This is a genomic window from Chryseobacterium sp. MP_3.2, from assembly GCF_035984805.1.
GTDB lineage: Bacteria > Bacteroidota > Bacteroidia > Flavobacteriales > Weeksellaceae > Kaistella.
This window is the reverse complement of sequence record NZ_JAXCHW010000001.1, coordinates 734,037-750,206: the sequence shown is the minus strand read 5'-3', so window position 1 is coordinate 750,206 and position 16,170 is coordinate 734,037. Positions and strand designations below refer to the sequence as shown.

Sequence of the window (16,170 nt, the reverse complement as noted above, 5' to 3'; positions counted from 1 at the left end):
TTGCTCCACTTATGATTAACACCGACCAAATAAAAAATACGCAGTCCAGAATACAGGATTTATACAAGTTTTTGCAGATCGAAAAGAAGCAGATTGAGATTTCTAATGACGAGGAGAAAACACTTTCACCAGAATTCTGGGACCAACCAAAAGAGGCAGAATTGTTTATGAAGCAACTACGGTCTAAGAAAAAATGGGTGAATGATTACGAGGAAATTTTTACGCGTTTTGAGGATATTCAAGTTTTGCAGGATTTTGCGAAAGAAGACGTAGATTCTGAACAGGAATTAGAGGTCTCCTTTCCCGTTTTGATTCAAAAAATCGAAGATCTGGAATTTAAAAATATGCTTTCTAATGAAGGCGATGAGCTTTCTGCTGTCTTGCAAATTACGGCAGGAGCAGGTGGAACAGAATCTTGTGATTGGGCAGAAATGCTCATGAGAATGTACACCATGTGGTCAGAAAAACAAGGCTATAAATTAAGAGAACTGAATTACCAGGAAGGGGAAGTTGCAGGTGTAAAAACCGTGACTTTAGAAATTGACGGCGAATTTGCGTTCGGATATTTGCGTGGAGAAAATGGAGTTCATCGATTGGTGAGAATTTCTCCTTTTGATTCTAATGCAAAAAGACACACGAGTTTTGTGTCCGTCTACGTATATCCTTTGGTTGATGACACCATTGAAATCAATATCAATCCTGCAGATATTTCCTTTGAAACCATGCGTTCTAGTGGAGCAGGAGGACAAAATGTAAATAAAGTTGAAACGGCGGTTCGGCTTCGTCACGCTCCTTCTGGAATTATTATTGAAAACTCGGAGTCCCGTTCGCAACTTCAGAATAAAGAAAAAGCCATGCAATTGCTGAAATCACGTTTGTATGAAATGGAACTTGCGGAAAGAATGAAAGCGCGAACCGAAATTGAAGCCGGAAAGATGAAAATAGAGTGGGGAAGCCAGATCAGGAACTATGTGATGCATCCCTATAAATTGGTGAAAGACGTTCGGTCTGGTCACGAAACTTCTGATGTTGATGGAGTGATGAATGGCGATCTAACTCCATTTCTAAAAGCGTTTTTAATGGCCGATGGAACCGCAGTTACCGATGATGATTTTGAACTTTAAACTCTTATTGATAGTTTTAAAATGTAAAAAAATATCAAAATTTTGAAAGAAACAATCACTCAATTTTTCAATAACCTTGGTTTGTTCAGTCCCTTGGATTTTACAGATCCGGTTACTTATTTTGTTCCCGGATTTATACTTTTGATTTTGGGCGAAACATTTTTATATCAAATTCCTCAAAAATTATTTACCAAAAAACTGGTAAAAGATGAACTTTCCAGTGTTGGATTGGGTTTGGGCGCAATGTTTTTGGATTTTGGGATGAAAGCCATTTCACTTTCCTACTTTTTCTGGATTTACAATCATCTCCGATTAACCAATTTTTTTGGAATTGAGAATTTTTCGGAATTTTTCACTTTAAAATGGCAGCTCGAACATTGGTGGTTATGGATTTTGGTTTTGATCGTTCAGGATTTTGGGTTTTATTGGCACCATCGTTTGAGCCATAAAATTCGGCTTCTTTGGACTGGACATGTTAATCATCATTCTGCGACGCATCTCAGTTTTGCGATTGCTCTGCGGCAAGGTTGGTTTGAGATTGTGTACCGTGATATTTGGTATATTCCGTTTATTTTGCTGGGTTTTCACCCGATTATGATTGTGATGATGCATCAAATTAATTTAATTTATCAGTTTTGGCCGCACACAAATGCGATTGGAAAACTCGGTTGGTTTGATAAAATTTTCAATTCACCGTCCAATCATCGCGTTCATCATTCTAGAAAAATTGAAGATTTAGACAAAAATTATGCTGGAATATTGATGATTTGGGATCATCTTTTTGGAACTTACAAAGCTGAAAATGAGAAAATTGAAGAGTACGGAATTTTGCATAACATTCAAACTCACAATGTTTTTCATATTGTTTTCGATGAATTTGGGAATCTAATAAGAGATGTGAAATCTGCTCCTACCTTTCAAGCGAAATTGAACTATATTTTCAGAGCTCCCGGTTGGAATCACAGTGGGAAAGATGAGCGGATTGCAACATTGCAAAAGAATTTAAATTAAATACTGTTAAATCATCTTAAATAATTTTCATTACCGATTTTAATAAAGTATTTTTGTTTTTTTAGAAATTATATGGAAAACTATGAAAGTTGGAAGGATCTTTTAAATCCTGAATTTTATATAAAAATGGGCGGATTTTGGCTTATTTTATTTATTATTTTCGCAGAAACAGGTCTATTTATCGGCTTTTTTCTTCCGGGTGACAGCCTCCTTTTTGTATCTGGAATCTACGCTGTAGAAATTGTAAAGGAAAGTATCGGAAGTACAGGAAGTGATTTTCTGGATACCAGTATTTTAGCAACAGCTGTGGCGATAGCCGCAATTATCGGTAATGAAGTTGGATACTGGTTTGGTTTAAAAGCTGGTCCAGCATTGTATAAGAGAGAAGATTCTTTTCTCTTCAAGAAAAAATATTTATTTCAAGCGCATGATTTCTTTGAGCAACATGGTGCTCTTGCCGTGATTATGGCAAGATTTTTACCCATCGTACGTACTTTCACACCTATTGTGGCAGGAATTGTTAAGATGGACAAAACACGTTTCTTGATTGATAATATCGTAGGAGCTTTCCTTTGGTCTTTCTCTTTAATTTTTGCGGGACATTACTTAGATGCTCTTTTCAAAAACCAATTTGATATTGATTTGAAATCTCATTTAGAAATGATTATTCTAATCATTGTATTGATCACTACATTGCCGTTAATCATGAAATTCGCCTTCGGGAAAAAGAAAAAGGAAGAAGAAATTAGTTAGTCCTCTTCCTTTACGAATGAAAGAATTGCGGGAAAAATTATTGTTTCTCTTTTCGATCTAACAAATCTTGGAATATGACCTGCGTCTTTCATCAAGATTAATTGATGCGGAATTTTCTGCTCCGTAAGAACTGAATCTAAGGCTAAGCCTTGCTTTCTATTTACCAATAAATCTTTATCACCCTGAAAAATTAATGTTGGAACAGCACTTACATTACCAAGCGGACTCGCTTTTTTAAAGGCTTCTAAATTATCTGCAAATTTTTCTCCCACTACATTTTGGAAAACGCGTCTCGTTCTTTTATGGTAAGAACTGCTCAGATATTCCTCCGAATATAGATCTGTGGGACCACTTAGGGAAATCAGTTTGGAGATTTTATCTGGATTGTTGTACCCATACAGCAAGGATAAATGTGCACCTGCACTTTCACCTAATAAAATTATATTATCTGGATTAATGCGCCATTCAGCAGCCATTTCTTTACTTTTTGTTACTGCTTTTCCAATGTCTTCCAATTGGTCGGTATAAAGAATTCCATTCTTTAAGAGTCGGTAGTTAATATTAACGCTTGGAATATTATTTTGATACAAAAACTTCTGAATAATTCTAACGTGTTCTTTATTACCATACTTCCAGGCGCCACCATGCACGATGATCACCGTTGCGCTTTCCTTTTCAAATTTTGCTGGAAGAAAAACGTCCATCGATTGACGCTCATTTTCGCCATACTTTACATTGTATAATTTTTTACCAGCTTCATCTTCCACGTTTTTAAAACGACTGGAGCAGGAGCTAAAAATAAGTCCAACTAATCCCATCATCCAAAAGTGATGGTTTATAAGAAGTTTTTTAATATCCATAAATTTTAATTGCTACTGTAAAGTTCTGCTTTCTAAAACAAAAAAGGAAACTTAAAAAGTTTCCCTAGGATGTGTTAGTTGAATAGATCTCTCACTTTATCGAAAAATGTTTTTTCTCTTCCGGAGGGTTCAGCCATCATCTCCCCATTTTTAATTTGACTTTCGAAAAATTCTCTTTGGCTCGGAGATAAATTTTGAGGGGTCCAAACATTGATATGAACAAACATATCACCTTTTCCATAACTGTCTATGCTTGGTAAGCCTTTGCCACTAAGTCTCAAGATTTTTCCTGATTGTGTCCCGGCATCAACTTTTATTTTTACTTTTCCACCAACGGTAGGAATTTCTTTTTGGGTTCCGAGTGCAGCTTCTGCGAAAGAAACATACAATTCTTGGTGAAGATTATCGCCTTCTCTTTTAATGGTTGCATCAACTTCTTCTTCTACCACAACGAGTAAATCGCCAGGATTTCCACCAAATGGTGCATCATTTCCTTTCCCGCGAACATTTAATTGGATTCCTTCTCTCGCTCCTTCTGGAATATTGATGGTAACTTCTTCGTCTTCTTTGATTAAACCTTGAGCATTAGCTCCAGCTGGAATTTTATCTGCAATTTTCCCAATACCTTGGCAACTTCCACAATGTGTTTGCGTTTGCATCTGGCCGAACATGGTGTTCATCACTTTCATTTGCACTCCGCTTCCACTGCAAGTAGTACACGTTTTTGCTGTAGCACCAGGTGCCATTTTCATCTTTTTTACTTTGATGGTTTTTTGTGTTCCATTAACCATCTCTTCAAGGTTCAATTTGATGCGCACCCGAAGATTAGATCCACGCAATTGCTGTCTTTGCTGATTGCCGCCTCCGCCGCCAAAATGTCCACCGAAAATATCTCCAAATTGACTGAAAATATCGTCCATATTCATTCCGCCTCCACCGAAACCGCCACCGCCAAATCCGCCACCAGCTCCACCTAAACCAGCATGTCCATACTGGTCATAGCGTGCTTTTTTATTGCCATCACTTAAAACTTCATAAGCTTCTGCCGCTTCTTTAAACTTTTCTTCTGCAGCTTTATCACCGGGATTTTTATCTGGATGATGTTTGATCGCCATTTTTCGGTAGGCTTTCTTTATTTCTTCAGCCGAAGCACTTTTAGAAATTTCTAGAACTTCGTAATAATCTCTTTTAGACATGTTTAATCTTGATTGGTAAGGGGAAATGAGGGAAAAAAAAGTTTTCTATTCTAATTTTAAACTCATCGGAAAATGATTTTTTAGTTGCCAGTAACAACTTTCGCGAAACGCACAACTCTTTCATGCAGACGATAACCCGTTTGAATTACGTCTACAATTTTTCCCTTTAGGTCAGGAGTTGGAGAAGGGATTTGTGTAATAGCTTCATGAAAATCTACACTGAAATCATCTCCAGCTTGAACTTCAATGGGCTTAATACCTTTATCTACGAGAATGTTTTTAAATTTCTGATAAATCAGTTCAACTCCTTGTAAATCAGTTTCACTTCTATTTTTAGAAATCTCTTTAATTGCTCTTTCGAAATCATCCAAAACGTCTAACATTGCAATCATCATATCCTGATTTGCATATTGGAAAAACTCCATTTTTTCTTTGGATGTTCTTTTTTTGTAGTTTTCAAATTCTGCAAACAAACGGATGTACCGGTCTTTTTCAGCTGCTAATAATTCTTCTGCAGTGGGTACAACTTCTTGGTTTTCTGACTGAGAAGTTTCTAAATTTTCTTCTTGCAATTCTGATTGATCCGTAGTATCTTGATTTTCTGACATAATTTTATCTTTTAATGGTCATCAATTCTCAAACATTTTGCCAATTGGTATAATAAGACAATAAGGCAGAAAATGTACCTTTTAGTCTTATCAACAGAATAATTTTGAATGAGTTTTTTCAATTTTTGACAAAAAAAAGTCTCGACTTTGTCGAGACTATAAAATATGTTCAATGTTGCTTATTTCGCAAATCGTACTGCCATTTTTCTATCTACAGCTCTTTCAGCATCACTTGAAGTTGCATCTACCATAGCAAATTGACTTCCGTATCCTTCAGCACCTAAAATTTGGGCACCCACACCTTTATCAGTTAACCAAGATTTAATGTAGTTTGCTCTATCGGTAGAAAGTTTAACATTAGAAGCTTCATTACCAACTTTATCTGTATATCCGCCGATTTTAATTTTCGCATTTTGATATGCTTTCAAAATTGCTACTAAATTTTCCATCTGACCTGCAGAAGCAGCTTCTAATTCACTTGCAGATCCCATTTTAAAATTTACTTTATCAAAACTGTACCATGTATCTTTCAAGGCAGCATCATCTGTCGCATTTGTGTACCCATCTGATTTTAAGAAGGTAATCATATTATCTTCCATTCCACCTTTGTAACCTTTGATCATGGTTCCATTCAAATCAATATCAGAATCAGTCATGATGGTAGTACTGTTACTTGAATCTAATGGCATTGCAGTCATTATAGAATCAGACATCATTGCTGTAGAGTCAGTTGTTGTTGTAGTAGTGTCTGCCGGTTTGCTATCACATTGTTTCCAGAGGAACCACGCTGCTAAAGCTAATAAAAGTAATGGTAATAACCATTTCCAAATTGATCCACCGCCATTGTCATCCGTTTTGTCTACTTCCACATGGGTATTTCCACCTCGGTTCACTTCTATTTTTTGATCTACCTCTGGGGTAACATTGATATTTTCGACGTGAGTTACGTCATCTGCACCTCCTAACCAATCACCCATTCCTAAAGAAGCCATTGATAAGCCCGCTGGAAGCAATGAAGAAGCAACACCTTTTTGCTCCTGAAGCAAAGAAGAAACTCCAGATGCGTCCATATTATTATCTGCCGCATATTTTCCGATAGATCCTAAAGCAGCTCCAGCAACCATGTTCAATAAAGAATTAGATGATGAATTGCTCACTCCAGCATAACCGGAAACAGCATTTACCAAACCTCCAACTTTGTCTCCAAATATGGCAGTTAAGACCGTCGCGATCATCGAGTTATTTGATGAACCACCTAAAAGATTACCCAATAAACCGCTGGAAGCAGCGCCCGTTATAGAATCCAAAACTCCAGGCTTATCAGCATTATTTGCTAGACCACCTAATATTGCGGGTAAAAAACCGCTTATGGCTTTGGAAATTCCAGATTCGCTTTCCCCGAGTTGACTTGCAGCTTGAGAAACTGTAGCAGGACCTAACTGTCCCTTAATAAGATCGATAACATTTAATGACATAGTAGTTTATTTTTAATATTAATTAAATAAAAGTAAACAAAATTTAAACCGTAGTCCTTTTTATTAATGGATTTATAATAAAATTAACATAATTATTATGAATTAAGTAAAAGGATTTTAATAAGCCTTGGCGAATATTACCCTTTGCGCGGAAATTTTGCCACTAATTAGGGATGTACCTTTTTCTAATTCGTTGTCAATAGGAATGCATCTTATCGTTGCTTTCGTTTCATTTTTAATTTGCTCCTCTTCTTCAGCTGTACCATCCCAATGCGCAGAAATAAATCCGCCTTTTTCTTCCAAAACTTTTTTAAATTCTTCATAAGTATCAACCTTCGTAATATGGGAATCACGATAACTCAGGGCTCTAGTGTAGATGTCTTTTTGAATTGTTTCTAAAAGGTCTTCAATATAATTTTCAATATTTTCCAAGGGTTGTGTTTCCTTAGTGAGATTATCTCTTCTGGCAATTTCTACCGTTTTATTTTCTAAATCACGGGAACCCATTGCAATTCTGATGGGAACTCCTTTCAATTCATATTGAGCAAATTTCCAACCTGGCTTATTTTCTGTGCGATTGTCATATTTAACGGAAATTCCTTTGGCTTTTAATTTTTTCTGAATTTCCAAAGCAACCAAATCTATTTGCTGCAGTTGCTCTTCTCCTTTAAAAATTGGGACAATAACCACTTGAATCGGAGCTAAAGTAGGTGGTAAAACCAACCCGAAATCATCAGAGTGTGTCATAATTAACGCACCCATCAATCTTGTTGAGGTTCCCCAAGACGTTCCCCATGCATGCTCAATTTTTCCTTCTCTTGTTGTAAATTTTACATCAAAAGCTTTTCCAAAATTTTGTCCTAAGAAATGAGAAGTTCCAGCTTGAAGCGCTTTTCCATCTTGCATTAACGCTTCTATACAATAGGTTTCATCCGCTCCGGCAAATCGCTCAGATTCCGTCTTGATTCCACGAATAACAGGCATTGCCATAAAGTTTTCAGCAAAATCTGCATAAACGTGCAACATTTTTTCCGTCTCTTCTACCGCTTCATCTTTTGTTGCATGTGCAGTATGACCTTCTTGCCACAGAAATTCAGCAGTTCTTAGAAATAATCTTGTACGCATTTCCCATCGAACTACATTGGCCCATTGGTTAATAAGAATTGGTAAATCACGATAAGATTGAATCCAGTTTTTGTAAGTGTTCCAAATAATTGCTTCGGAAGTTGGACGAACAATTAACTCTTCTTCTAATTTTGCGTCTGGATCTACAATTAATTTTCCGGGATTATTTGGGTCAGTTTTTAAACGATAATGAGTAACCACCGCGCATTCTTTCGCGAATCCTTCTGCGTTTTTCTCTTCCGCTTCAAATAAGCTTTTTGGAATGAAAATAGGGAAGTAGGCATTCTCATGTCCAGTTTCCTTAAATTTTTTATCCATCTCATCGCGCATTTTCTCCCAAATTGCGTAACCGTATGGTTTGATCACCATACAACCGCGCACGCCAGAATTTTCTGCTAAATCAGCATTAACCACTAATTCATTGTACCATTTGCTATAATCCTCTGCTCTTGAAGTAAGTTTTGCCATGCTGTTTTTTAAGTTTTATTTTAACTTTTTAAAGGTTTCTTTATCTAATCTTAAATGAGTATTTTTACCTGCGTTTTTACCACTCTAATTGGTATAATTTTGGTATAAAATGCAAATATAAATCAAATTAAACTTTTCACCTATCATGGAAAAAATTACTTATAAAAAATTACTTAATTCCCTCACTTCAAAAGCTATTTTGGGCGTGTCTGCAGGATTATTATTAGTGTCCTGTGGGGCGCAAATGGGAGGGTACAGTGAAACTGATGGCGTTTACTACGATCCAAATAATGACACGCTTCCACAAGGAGCTGTGATGAATGGTGGTAACCAAATCGGAGATTATTACAATTATCAAGCTAAAGATAATGAAAACAAATACCTTAATTCCGATAATAGAGAATCTAAATGGCAAGAGTCACAAGATTCTGACTGGGGTAATTATACTGGAACTAATACTTATTATTCTGACTATGGATCACCATTTGGATTTTATTCTGGCTTTGGTTACGGCATGAGCTTCGGATGGGGTTACGGAGGTTTTGGAAGTCCATTTGGTTATGGTTTTGATCCTTACTTTGGTTACTATAATCCATGGGGGTATAGTCCATTCGGTTACAATTCTTACTTCGGCTACAATCCTTATTTCGGCTACAACCCTTACTTTGGCTATAATCCTTATTATGGAGGATATGGTAATAACTATTATGGAAATGGCTATAATAATGGATACAACAGTTATAATGGAGGTTTTACATCTAAAAGAAGTGGGTCAGATGGATCTTTTAGAGATTTAAACAGATCACAGAATACGAGCACAAGAATGAATGACACCTCTAATAATGGTTTCCGAAATGAGGGAACAAGAAGTAATCCTAATGCAACTGGTACTAGACCTGGTTTCAACCAGAATACAAACCCAGGTGGACAACGACTTCCAACTAATAGACAGCCAACTAATAGACAGAACACACCACGTCAGCAAGCGCCGAGACAGAGCACGCCTGATTATAATTCTGGAAGCAGAGATCAGCAAAACAATAGTGGATTTCGTGGCAACTCTGGTGGTTTTAACAATTCAGGATCGTCATCTTCTGGGTCATCAAACTCTGGCAGATCATCTGGTGGATTTCGTAGGTAATTAAATTTAGATAAAAAAATGATAAAAAAGACTTTAACAGTTTTAAGTATGTCAGTGGCGTATTTTGTAAATGCACAAGATTTGTCCACATTAAAAAACACGGCAGATGTACATTCCGGAACCGGTTTAATGGGATCTTCAAAATACAATGCAATGGCGGGCTCCATGGGAGCTTTGGGCGGAGATTTTTCTGTCCTAAACTCCAATCCTGCAGGTATCGGAGTGAGTATTGCCAGTGAGTTTTCTGGTACTTTAGCAATTCGAAGCAATAATAACAGCACCAATTATAGTGGACAATCATTAAATTATAAAGTTAATGACACCGATTTGGGGAATGTAGGTGGAATTGCGGTTTTTCCAATAGAAACTTCTTCACCTTGGAAATTTGTGAATGTTGCGGTAAATTATTCTAATGAATCCATTGAGAATTATGTGGAAACTGCGGGAAACAGTGGTTTAGTGTATGACATTACCGACGGTACTGGTGCATTAATTGACCAACTTTCTTTTGATGGTCATGCCTATAACAGATATGGTCGTGTATCCAAAATGAGTGTTGGAGTAGGTGCTAATTATAATAATAACATTTACGTAGGTGCAGGCTTAAACTTTCATAATGCTGCTCTAGATCAGTATGATACTGCAGCATTTGTAGATAATTCTGGTAGTGTAGATGTTTACAACAAGCAGTATTCTCCTTTTTCAGAATCATCAGATGGTTTTTCTGCATCCGTCGGAGTAATTGGTAAAATAAATCCACAATTCAGAGTAGGTGGAGCGATAGAGACTCCAACCTGGTGGAATATTTCTAGACTCTATAGTGAATATGAAAACCCTACTGATGGAACTTATGGAGAAGATCGCAAATTATCTTCCCCTTTAAAAGCAACTTTAAGTGCGGCTTATGTTCCCAACAAAAATTTCGCAATTAATGTGGACTATACATTAGGCCTTACAAAACCCTCTTATAAAGTTTATGGAGGTGCAGAGACGGAATTGAATAATTTCTTTGATAATAATTACTCTAATCTTTCCGAAGTTAAAGTTGGGGCAGAATATCGATACAACGCGTTAAGGGTAAGAGGTGGATATGGATTTGCATCAAGTCCTTTTGATTCAGTTAACCTGCAAACTATTGCTAATAATGGCACTGTTGGAAACAATTCTTACAATGACTTAATGGTCGGGAAAAGAAATTTGATTGGAGCAGGGATTGGATATGATTTTAAGTCATTCTACATCGATGCAGCCTACCAAAATGTGAGTTCTACCTACAGCAATCCATTTATTCAAGGATCAGCAGCGAACAATACTGGATATTTTTCTGACAATTACATTGTAAATTCAGATGCTTCCATCGTGTCTGAAGTTGAAAATAAAAGAGATAATTTCTTTATTACGTTAGGTTGGAAATTCTAACTTTTAAGATTTTCACGAAAACAAAAAAGACTTTGAAGTAATTCAAAGTCTTTTTTTATTTAATGGGTATGAAATAAATGTCCAACAAGTGCCAAACCAACACCTAAAATGACAAGTAAAATTTTAGAATAATCGATATTATGATTTTTATTGCTTTCAAAAATGATAACGGCAGAAATATGTAAAAATATTCCGCCGACAAGAGCTAAGAAATAAACCTTCAAATTCGGATTAAAATAGTTCCCGACTAAAAGGCCCAAAGGCGAAGCAATGGCAAAAATTCCAATGATTAACCAAGACGTGCTAGAGAATTTTCCCTTCTGTATTAAAAATGCCCCCAGGACAAATGAAATGGGCAAGTTGTGAAATAGAATTCCCATCAAATAGGGATTTAGGATATCAGTTTCATTCGCCAACGGTATTCCTTCTAAAAATGCGTGGATGAACATTCCAATCATCAATGCGAAGGGCAAGATGTTTTTTTCTTCGTGATGGTGGTGAAAGTGGCCATGCTCAAACCCTTTCGTCAGATTTTCTAAAAGCATCTGAAGCAAAACTCCTACAATTACGAAAATTCCTATATTCTCATTTTCCGAGGCATACACTTCTGGGAATACTTCATTCAAACAAATGGTAATCAGAAATCCCGCACTCAGAATTAATAAATTTTTCGCAAATTTTTGCTGAGCGCCAAAGAATTTTCCTAAAAAAACTCCCGCCAAAACGCTAAAAATTAATAACGCTATAATCATGAGATTGCAGAATTAAGTGTAGTTTTCTTTTTTCTAAAGATATTGATGCAACGGGGAGAATTTTCTAAGTCAAAAGGGTCTAGCTGATAATTTCCAAAAATTGCCGCTCTTTCAAAGCCAAATTCGTTTGCATATTCTGCAATCTCTTCCAAAGAATGCAACTTCACTTTCTCAAAGTAATGATGATTGACCCCGCCTTCAGAAAAAGTAATATCTTTAATAATGTGCTCGTCTTCAATTTTCTTCTTAATGGTGAAATCAATTCCCTCTTTGTGAGTAGTTTCATGCGGAAGAAGGGTGTTTTTTACCCACTTTTCATTTAGAAAATCCAAGACAAAAAAGCCTTCATCTGTTAATGCTTTAGAAATTGAGCGAAAAACTTTTCGATCATCGCTGGGGTTTTCAAAATAGCCAAAACTTGTAAATAAGTTAAAAACAGCGTCTACTTTTTCTTCGCTGATTTCTGGAAAGATAGGATTTCGCATATCATGAACCTTAAACTGTAAATCTTCAGATTCAAATTCTTTGTTGTGAATAATGCTTTCTTTGGATAAATCTAAACCTAAAACTTGAAATCCTAAATGGTTTAAAAATTTTGAGTGTCTGCCTTTTCCGCAAGCTAAGTCAATAATTTTCGAATCTTTACTAAGAGCTAAGTAATTGGTTAACAAGGTGATAAAATTTTCTGCCTCTACAAAATCTCTGTCTTTATATAATATATGATAATAAGGAGTATCAAACCAAGTTTCAAACCATGCCATTGTGCAAAAATAACTAAATTTGCGGGATTAAATAAAGTTTAAACTTTTTACTTTTTGTCGATTGTTGCATACCAACAAGTTTTACAAGAAGAAATAATTTTAGGCAAAGTCAATATTGACAATCCAATACAAATTCTTAAAACATCCCCAATATTCAATGGATACAGATAATTTAAAAATTCAGATCAAAACATTTTTCGGCTTAGAAGAAATTTTAGCAGAAGAGATTAGAAAACTTGGCGGTGCCAATGTAGAAGTGAAAAACCGCGCCGTGAATTGCGAAGGCGATTTAGGATTTCTCTATAAAATTAATTATTCTGCCCGTACTGCTTTGAAAATTTTGGTTCCACTCCTCACCTTTAAAGCTTGGGACGAAAATCGTTTTTATGACAAATTATTTGACTTTCCCTGGGACGAATATATGACTGTGGATCAAACTTTCGCGATCGATACCACTATTTACTCGGATAGATTTTCGCATTCTCAGTTTATGGCTCAGAAGATGAAAGACGCGATTGTGGATTTTTTTAAATTTAAATATAATAAAAGACCAAATGTAGATACATTAAATCCAGATGTTAAAATTCACCTGCATATCGACAGAGAATTGGTAACCGTTTCCTTAGATTCATCAGGTGATCCATTATTCAAAAGGGGTTACAGAAAAGAGCAAGGGGAAGCACCGATTAATGAAGTTCTCGCTTCGGGAATGTTACAATTAGCTGGTTGGGACGGAAAAGGTAATTTTCTGGATCCCATGTGTGGTTCTGGAACTTTATTAATTGAAGCCGCCATGATTGCGATGGATTTACCGGCGCAAACGTTCCGCAGAAGATTCGGTTTTCAAAATTGGTTGAATTATGATGCTGAATTATTTACAACCATCAAGGAAGTTCGCCTGAACCGCGTTCGCGAATTTACAGGTAAAATTGTCGGGTATGACGTTGATTCTAATATGTTGCACGCTTCTAGAATCAACATCGAAGCTGCCGAAATGGAAGATGTGATTGAAGTAAAAGAGCAGGATTTCTTCGATTCTAAAAAGGATCTATTTCCTTTGTTAATGGTTTTCAATCCACCTTATGACGAGAGAATTGTTATTAATGATGATGAATTCTACGCTAAAATTGGCGATACCTTTAAGAAAAACTACCCAAATACCTTGGCTTGGCTTATTACATCAGATTTAGATTCAATGAAAAGGGTTGGCTTAAGACCTTCCCGAAAAATAAAACTTTTCAATGGAAAATTAGAATGTCGCTTTATGCAATATGAAATGTATGAAGGCACGAAGAAAATTCATAAATTAGAAGGAAGAGAAGGAGATAGTTAATTTCTTTTTTCAAATTAACACCACCAAATTCCCGCATTGACTACCATCTCTATCATCATCGCCATTTACAACCGAAAAGACGAACTTTTCGAACTCCTCAATTCCTTGTCATTTCAAACTGATAAAGATTTTGAAGTCATTATCGTAGATGATGGATCACAGATTAATTTACGTCCAACTCTTGAGCTATTTAAGGAGAATTTAGACCTTAAATTTTTCCGAAAGGACAATTCCGGTCCCGGGTTATCCCGAAATTACGGCTCGAGACGTGCTAAAAATGACTGGCTGATTTTCATTGATTCCGATGTAATTGTGGAGAATGATTATATTCAAAACATCAAAAAGAATATTGAAGTGATTACCTGTGACGCTTTTGGTGGCGCAGATAAGGCGCACAAAGGTTTTAATTTGATACAAAAAGCTATTTCCTATTCCATGACTTCCGTTTTTACCACGGGTGGAATTAGAGGAAATAAAAAAGCAATTTCTAAATTTCAACCCCGCAGTTTTAATATGGGTGTTCGGAAATCTGCATTCGAAAAAGTGGGCGGTTTCTCCGAAATGCGTATTGGAGAAGATCCCGATCTATCGATGAAACTATGGGAAAATAATTTCACCACGTCTTTTTTTAATGATACTGGAGTTTATCATAAACGCAGAGTTGACTTCGGTAAATTTTCTAAGCAGATCTTCCAGTTCGGTTGTGCAAGACCTATTTTAAATCAGCGGCATCCGAAATATGTGAAAATTTCATTTGCCTTTCCCACCTTTTTTTTAGTGGGCTATTTCTTCGGCATCATCGAATATTTTCTCTTTAAAAAAGGCTTGTTACTCGGTTTGTATGGAATTTACACTTTGCTCGTTTTTTTTCATGCCTTGTACAAAACCAAAAACGTAAGCGTTGCTGCAATGGCGGTCATGTCAACCTACATTCAAATGTTTTCTTACGGTTACGGTTTCTTGAAATCCTGGATTTTGCTCAATGTCTTTGGGCAGAAACCAGAAGATGCGTTTCCCTCTCATTTCCATAAACCCTAAACAGAGGTAAATAAATAGTAAAAAGCTCCAAGTAAAAGGAGAAATTTCGTGCTACGATGATACAAAAGATCTGTAAAATCCGCTAAACCTGCGAGACATTTTAGCCCATATTTTCCCATTAAAATCCCTATTTTTGCAAAAAAGTTTGACATGAACACGTACCTGGAATTTAATTTTAAAATAGCGCCGCTGCAACCCTGGAATGAAATCCTCATGGCAGAATTGGTAGAAATCGGTTTTGATAGTTTCACGGAAGAACATGATGGAATTTTGGCTTACATTCAAAAAGATTTGTTTCAAGAAGAAGAATTGAAAAACGTAAATCTTCTTGAAAATCCAGAAATTACTATTTCTTACACATTCGAAGAAATGCCCAATATCAATTGGAATGAAGAATGGGAAAAGAATTTTTCACCCATCAATGTAGAAGATCAGGTTTCCATCCGTGCAGAATTTCATGAGAATCAAAATTTACCTCATGAAATCATCATTCAACCTAAAATGTCTTTCGGAACTGGGCATCACGCCACAACATATTTGATGATTCAGCAAATGCTGGATATGGATTTTGATGGGAAAACCGTTTTGGATATGGGTTGTGGAACTTCTGTTTTGGCCATTTTTGCAAAACAACAAGGTGCAGGAAAAACTGTCGCCATTGATATTGATGAGTGGTCCGTAGAAAATTCTATTGAAAACGCGGCGAGAAATAACGTAGCGCTAGAAATTTCTCAAGGAACTGCAGAAAATTTAGGAGCAGAAAATTTTGATATTATTTTAGCCAATATTAATAGGAATATCTTGATTTCGGATATTCCAACTTATGTTTCGGTGTTAAATAATGGTGGACAACTTTTGTTATCTGGACTTTGTTTCTTTGACGTAGATGATATTTTAGAAGTTTGTACCGCGCAAAACTTGACAATGAAAAAGAAATTGCAGAGAGAAGAATGGGTTTCTCTTCTGCTCATAAAATAAAAAAAACCTAGCAATTGCTAGGTTTTGTGACCTCGACTGGATTCAAACCAGTAACCTCCTGAGCCGTAATCAGGTGCGCTATTCAGTTGCGCCACGAAGCCGTTTTTCGGTCTGCAAATATAACAATT

16 protein-coding genes and 1 tRNA gene are annotated in these 16,170 nt (G+C 36.2%); 8 read left to right on the top strand and 9 right to left on the bottom strand.

Annotated features, from left to right (window positions below; genetic code table 11):
- The first annotated feature begins 11 nt into the window (after positions 1–11).
- The 3 genes from prfB to RCH13_RS03660 all read left to right on the top strand — a co-directional run bounded on the left by prfB (position 12) and on the right by RCH13_RS03660 (position 2,888).
- Positions 12–1,124 carry a peptide chain release factor 2 gene (gene prfB, locus RCH13_RS03670; RefSeq protein WP_326985856.1) on the top strand — a complete coding sequence of 371 codons (1,113 nt, stop codon included), beginning with the start codon at positions 12–14 and terminating at the stop codon, positions 1,122–1,124.
- Positions 1,125–1,166: 42 nt separating this feature from the next.
- Positions 1,167–2,135: a sterol desaturase family protein gene (locus RCH13_RS03665; RefSeq protein ID WP_326985855.1), complete on the top strand. Its 969-nt coding sequence runs from the start codon at positions 1,167–1,169 to the stop codon at positions 2,133–2,135.
- 72 nt (positions 2,136–2,207) lie between these two features.
- Positions 2,208–2,888, top strand: a complete 681-nt coding sequence (locus RCH13_RS03660; protein ID WP_326985854.1) for a DedA family protein — start codon at positions 2,208–2,210, stop codon at positions 2,886–2,888.
- On the opposite strand, the gene RCH13_RS03655 is transcribed toward RCH13_RS03660, so the two are convergent.
- The 5 genes from RCH13_RS03655 to proS form a co-directional block, all read right to left on the bottom strand.
- Positions 2,885–3,748 (bottom strand): alpha/beta hydrolase, encoded by an 864-nt coding sequence (locus tag RCH13_RS03655; RefSeq protein WP_326985853.1) that lies wholly within the window; start codon positions 3,746–3,748, stop codon positions 2,885–2,887. The two genes, RCH13_RS03660 and RCH13_RS03655, sit on opposite strands and share 4 nt — an antisense overlap.
- 74 nt (positions 3,749–3,822) lie before the next feature.
- On the bottom strand, positions 3,823–4,944 hold the full coding sequence (gene dnaJ, locus RCH13_RS03650) for a molecular chaperone DnaJ (protein WP_326985852.1): 1,122 nt from the start codon (positions 4,942–4,944) through the stop codon (positions 3,823–3,825).
- 80 nt (positions 4,945–5,024) lie between these two features.
- Positions 5,025–5,552 carry a nucleotide exchange factor GrpE gene (locus RCH13_RS03645; protein ID WP_326985851.1) on the bottom strand — a complete coding sequence of 176 codons (528 nt, stop codon included), beginning with the start codon at positions 5,550–5,552 and terminating at the stop codon, positions 5,025–5,027.
- A gap of 179 nt (positions 5,553–5,731) precedes the next feature.
- Complete coding sequence (locus RCH13_RS03640) at positions 5,732–7,027, bottom strand: OmpA family protein (protein ID WP_326985850.1); 1,296 nt, start codon at positions 7,025–7,027, stop codon at positions 5,732–5,734.
- A gap of 117 nt (positions 7,028–7,144) precedes the next feature.
- Entirely contained in the window at positions 7,145–8,620 is a 1,476-nt protein-coding gene (gene proS, locus RCH13_RS03635; protein ID WP_326985849.1) for a proline--tRNA ligase, read from the bottom strand.
- Between the two features lie 145 nt (positions 8,621–8,765).
- Here proS and RCH13_RS03630 point away from each other — a divergent pair, with 145 nt between their 5' ends.
- Both RCH13_RS03630 and RCH13_RS03625 read left to right on the top strand, forming a co-directional pair.
- Positions 8,766–9,761, top strand: a complete 996-nt coding sequence (locus RCH13_RS03630) for a prolyl-tRNA synthetase (RefSeq protein WP_326985848.1) — start codon at positions 8,766–8,768, stop codon at positions 9,759–9,761.
- Between the two features lie 18 nt (positions 9,762–9,779).
- A complete protein-coding gene (locus RCH13_RS03625) occupies positions 9,780–11,180 on the top strand; it encodes an OmpP1/FadL family transporter (protein WP_326985847.1) in 1,401 nt (466 codons plus the stop codon).
- Positions 11,181–11,239: 59 nt separating this feature from the next.
- On the opposite strand, the gene RCH13_RS03620 is transcribed toward RCH13_RS03625, so the two are convergent.
- Together RCH13_RS03620 and RCH13_RS03615 are read right to left on the bottom strand one after the other, a co-directional pair.
- Positions 11,240–11,932, bottom strand: a complete 693-nt coding sequence (locus tag RCH13_RS03620) for a ZIP family metal transporter (protein WP_326985846.1) — start codon at positions 11,930–11,932, stop codon at positions 11,240–11,242.
- Positions 11,929–12,693 (bottom strand): class I SAM-dependent methyltransferase, encoded by a 765-nt coding sequence (locus RCH13_RS03615; RefSeq protein WP_326985845.1) that lies wholly within the window; start codon positions 12,691–12,693, stop codon positions 11,929–11,931. The genes RCH13_RS03620 and RCH13_RS03615 overlap by 4 nt, the downstream gene beginning before the upstream one ends.
- A gap of 157 nt (positions 12,694–12,850) precedes the next feature.
- Between RCH13_RS03615 and RCH13_RS03610 the strand changes: the two genes are divergently transcribed.
- Both RCH13_RS03610 and RCH13_RS03605 read left to right on the top strand, forming a co-directional pair.
- Positions 12,851–14,026 carry a THUMP domain-containing class I SAM-dependent RNA methyltransferase gene (locus RCH13_RS03610; protein WP_326985844.1) on the top strand — a complete coding sequence of 392 codons (1,176 nt, stop codon included), beginning with the start codon at positions 12,851–12,853 and terminating at the stop codon, positions 14,024–14,026.
- Positions 14,027–14,062: 36 nt separating this feature from the next.
- Positions 14,063–15,064 carry a glycosyltransferase gene (locus tag RCH13_RS03605; protein ID WP_326985843.1) on the top strand — a complete coding sequence of 334 codons (1,002 nt, stop codon included), beginning with the start codon at positions 14,063–14,065 and terminating at the stop codon, positions 15,062–15,064.
- Here the strand turns inward: RCH13_RS03605 and RCH13_RS03600 are convergent.
- Complete coding sequence (locus RCH13_RS03600; protein WP_326985842.1) at positions 15,061–15,216, bottom strand: hypothetical protein; 156 nt, start codon at positions 15,214–15,216, stop codon at positions 15,061–15,063. The two genes, RCH13_RS03605 and RCH13_RS03600, sit on opposite strands and share 4 nt — an antisense overlap.
- On the opposite strand from RCH13_RS03600, the gene prmA reads away from it, so the two are divergent.
- Complete coding sequence (prmA, locus tag RCH13_RS03595) at positions 15,215–16,042, top strand: 50S ribosomal protein L11 methyltransferase (protein ID WP_326985841.1); 828 nt, start codon at positions 15,215–15,217, stop codon at positions 16,040–16,042. The two genes, RCH13_RS03600 and prmA, sit on opposite strands and share 2 nt — an antisense overlap.
- A gap of 27 nt (positions 16,043–16,069) precedes the next feature.
- Here prmA and RCH13_RS03590 read toward each other — a convergent pair.
- Positions 16,070–16,143: transfer RNA gene (locus RCH13_RS03590), tRNA-Arg, on the bottom strand.
- Between the last annotated feature and the right edge of the window lie 27 nt (positions 16,144–16,170).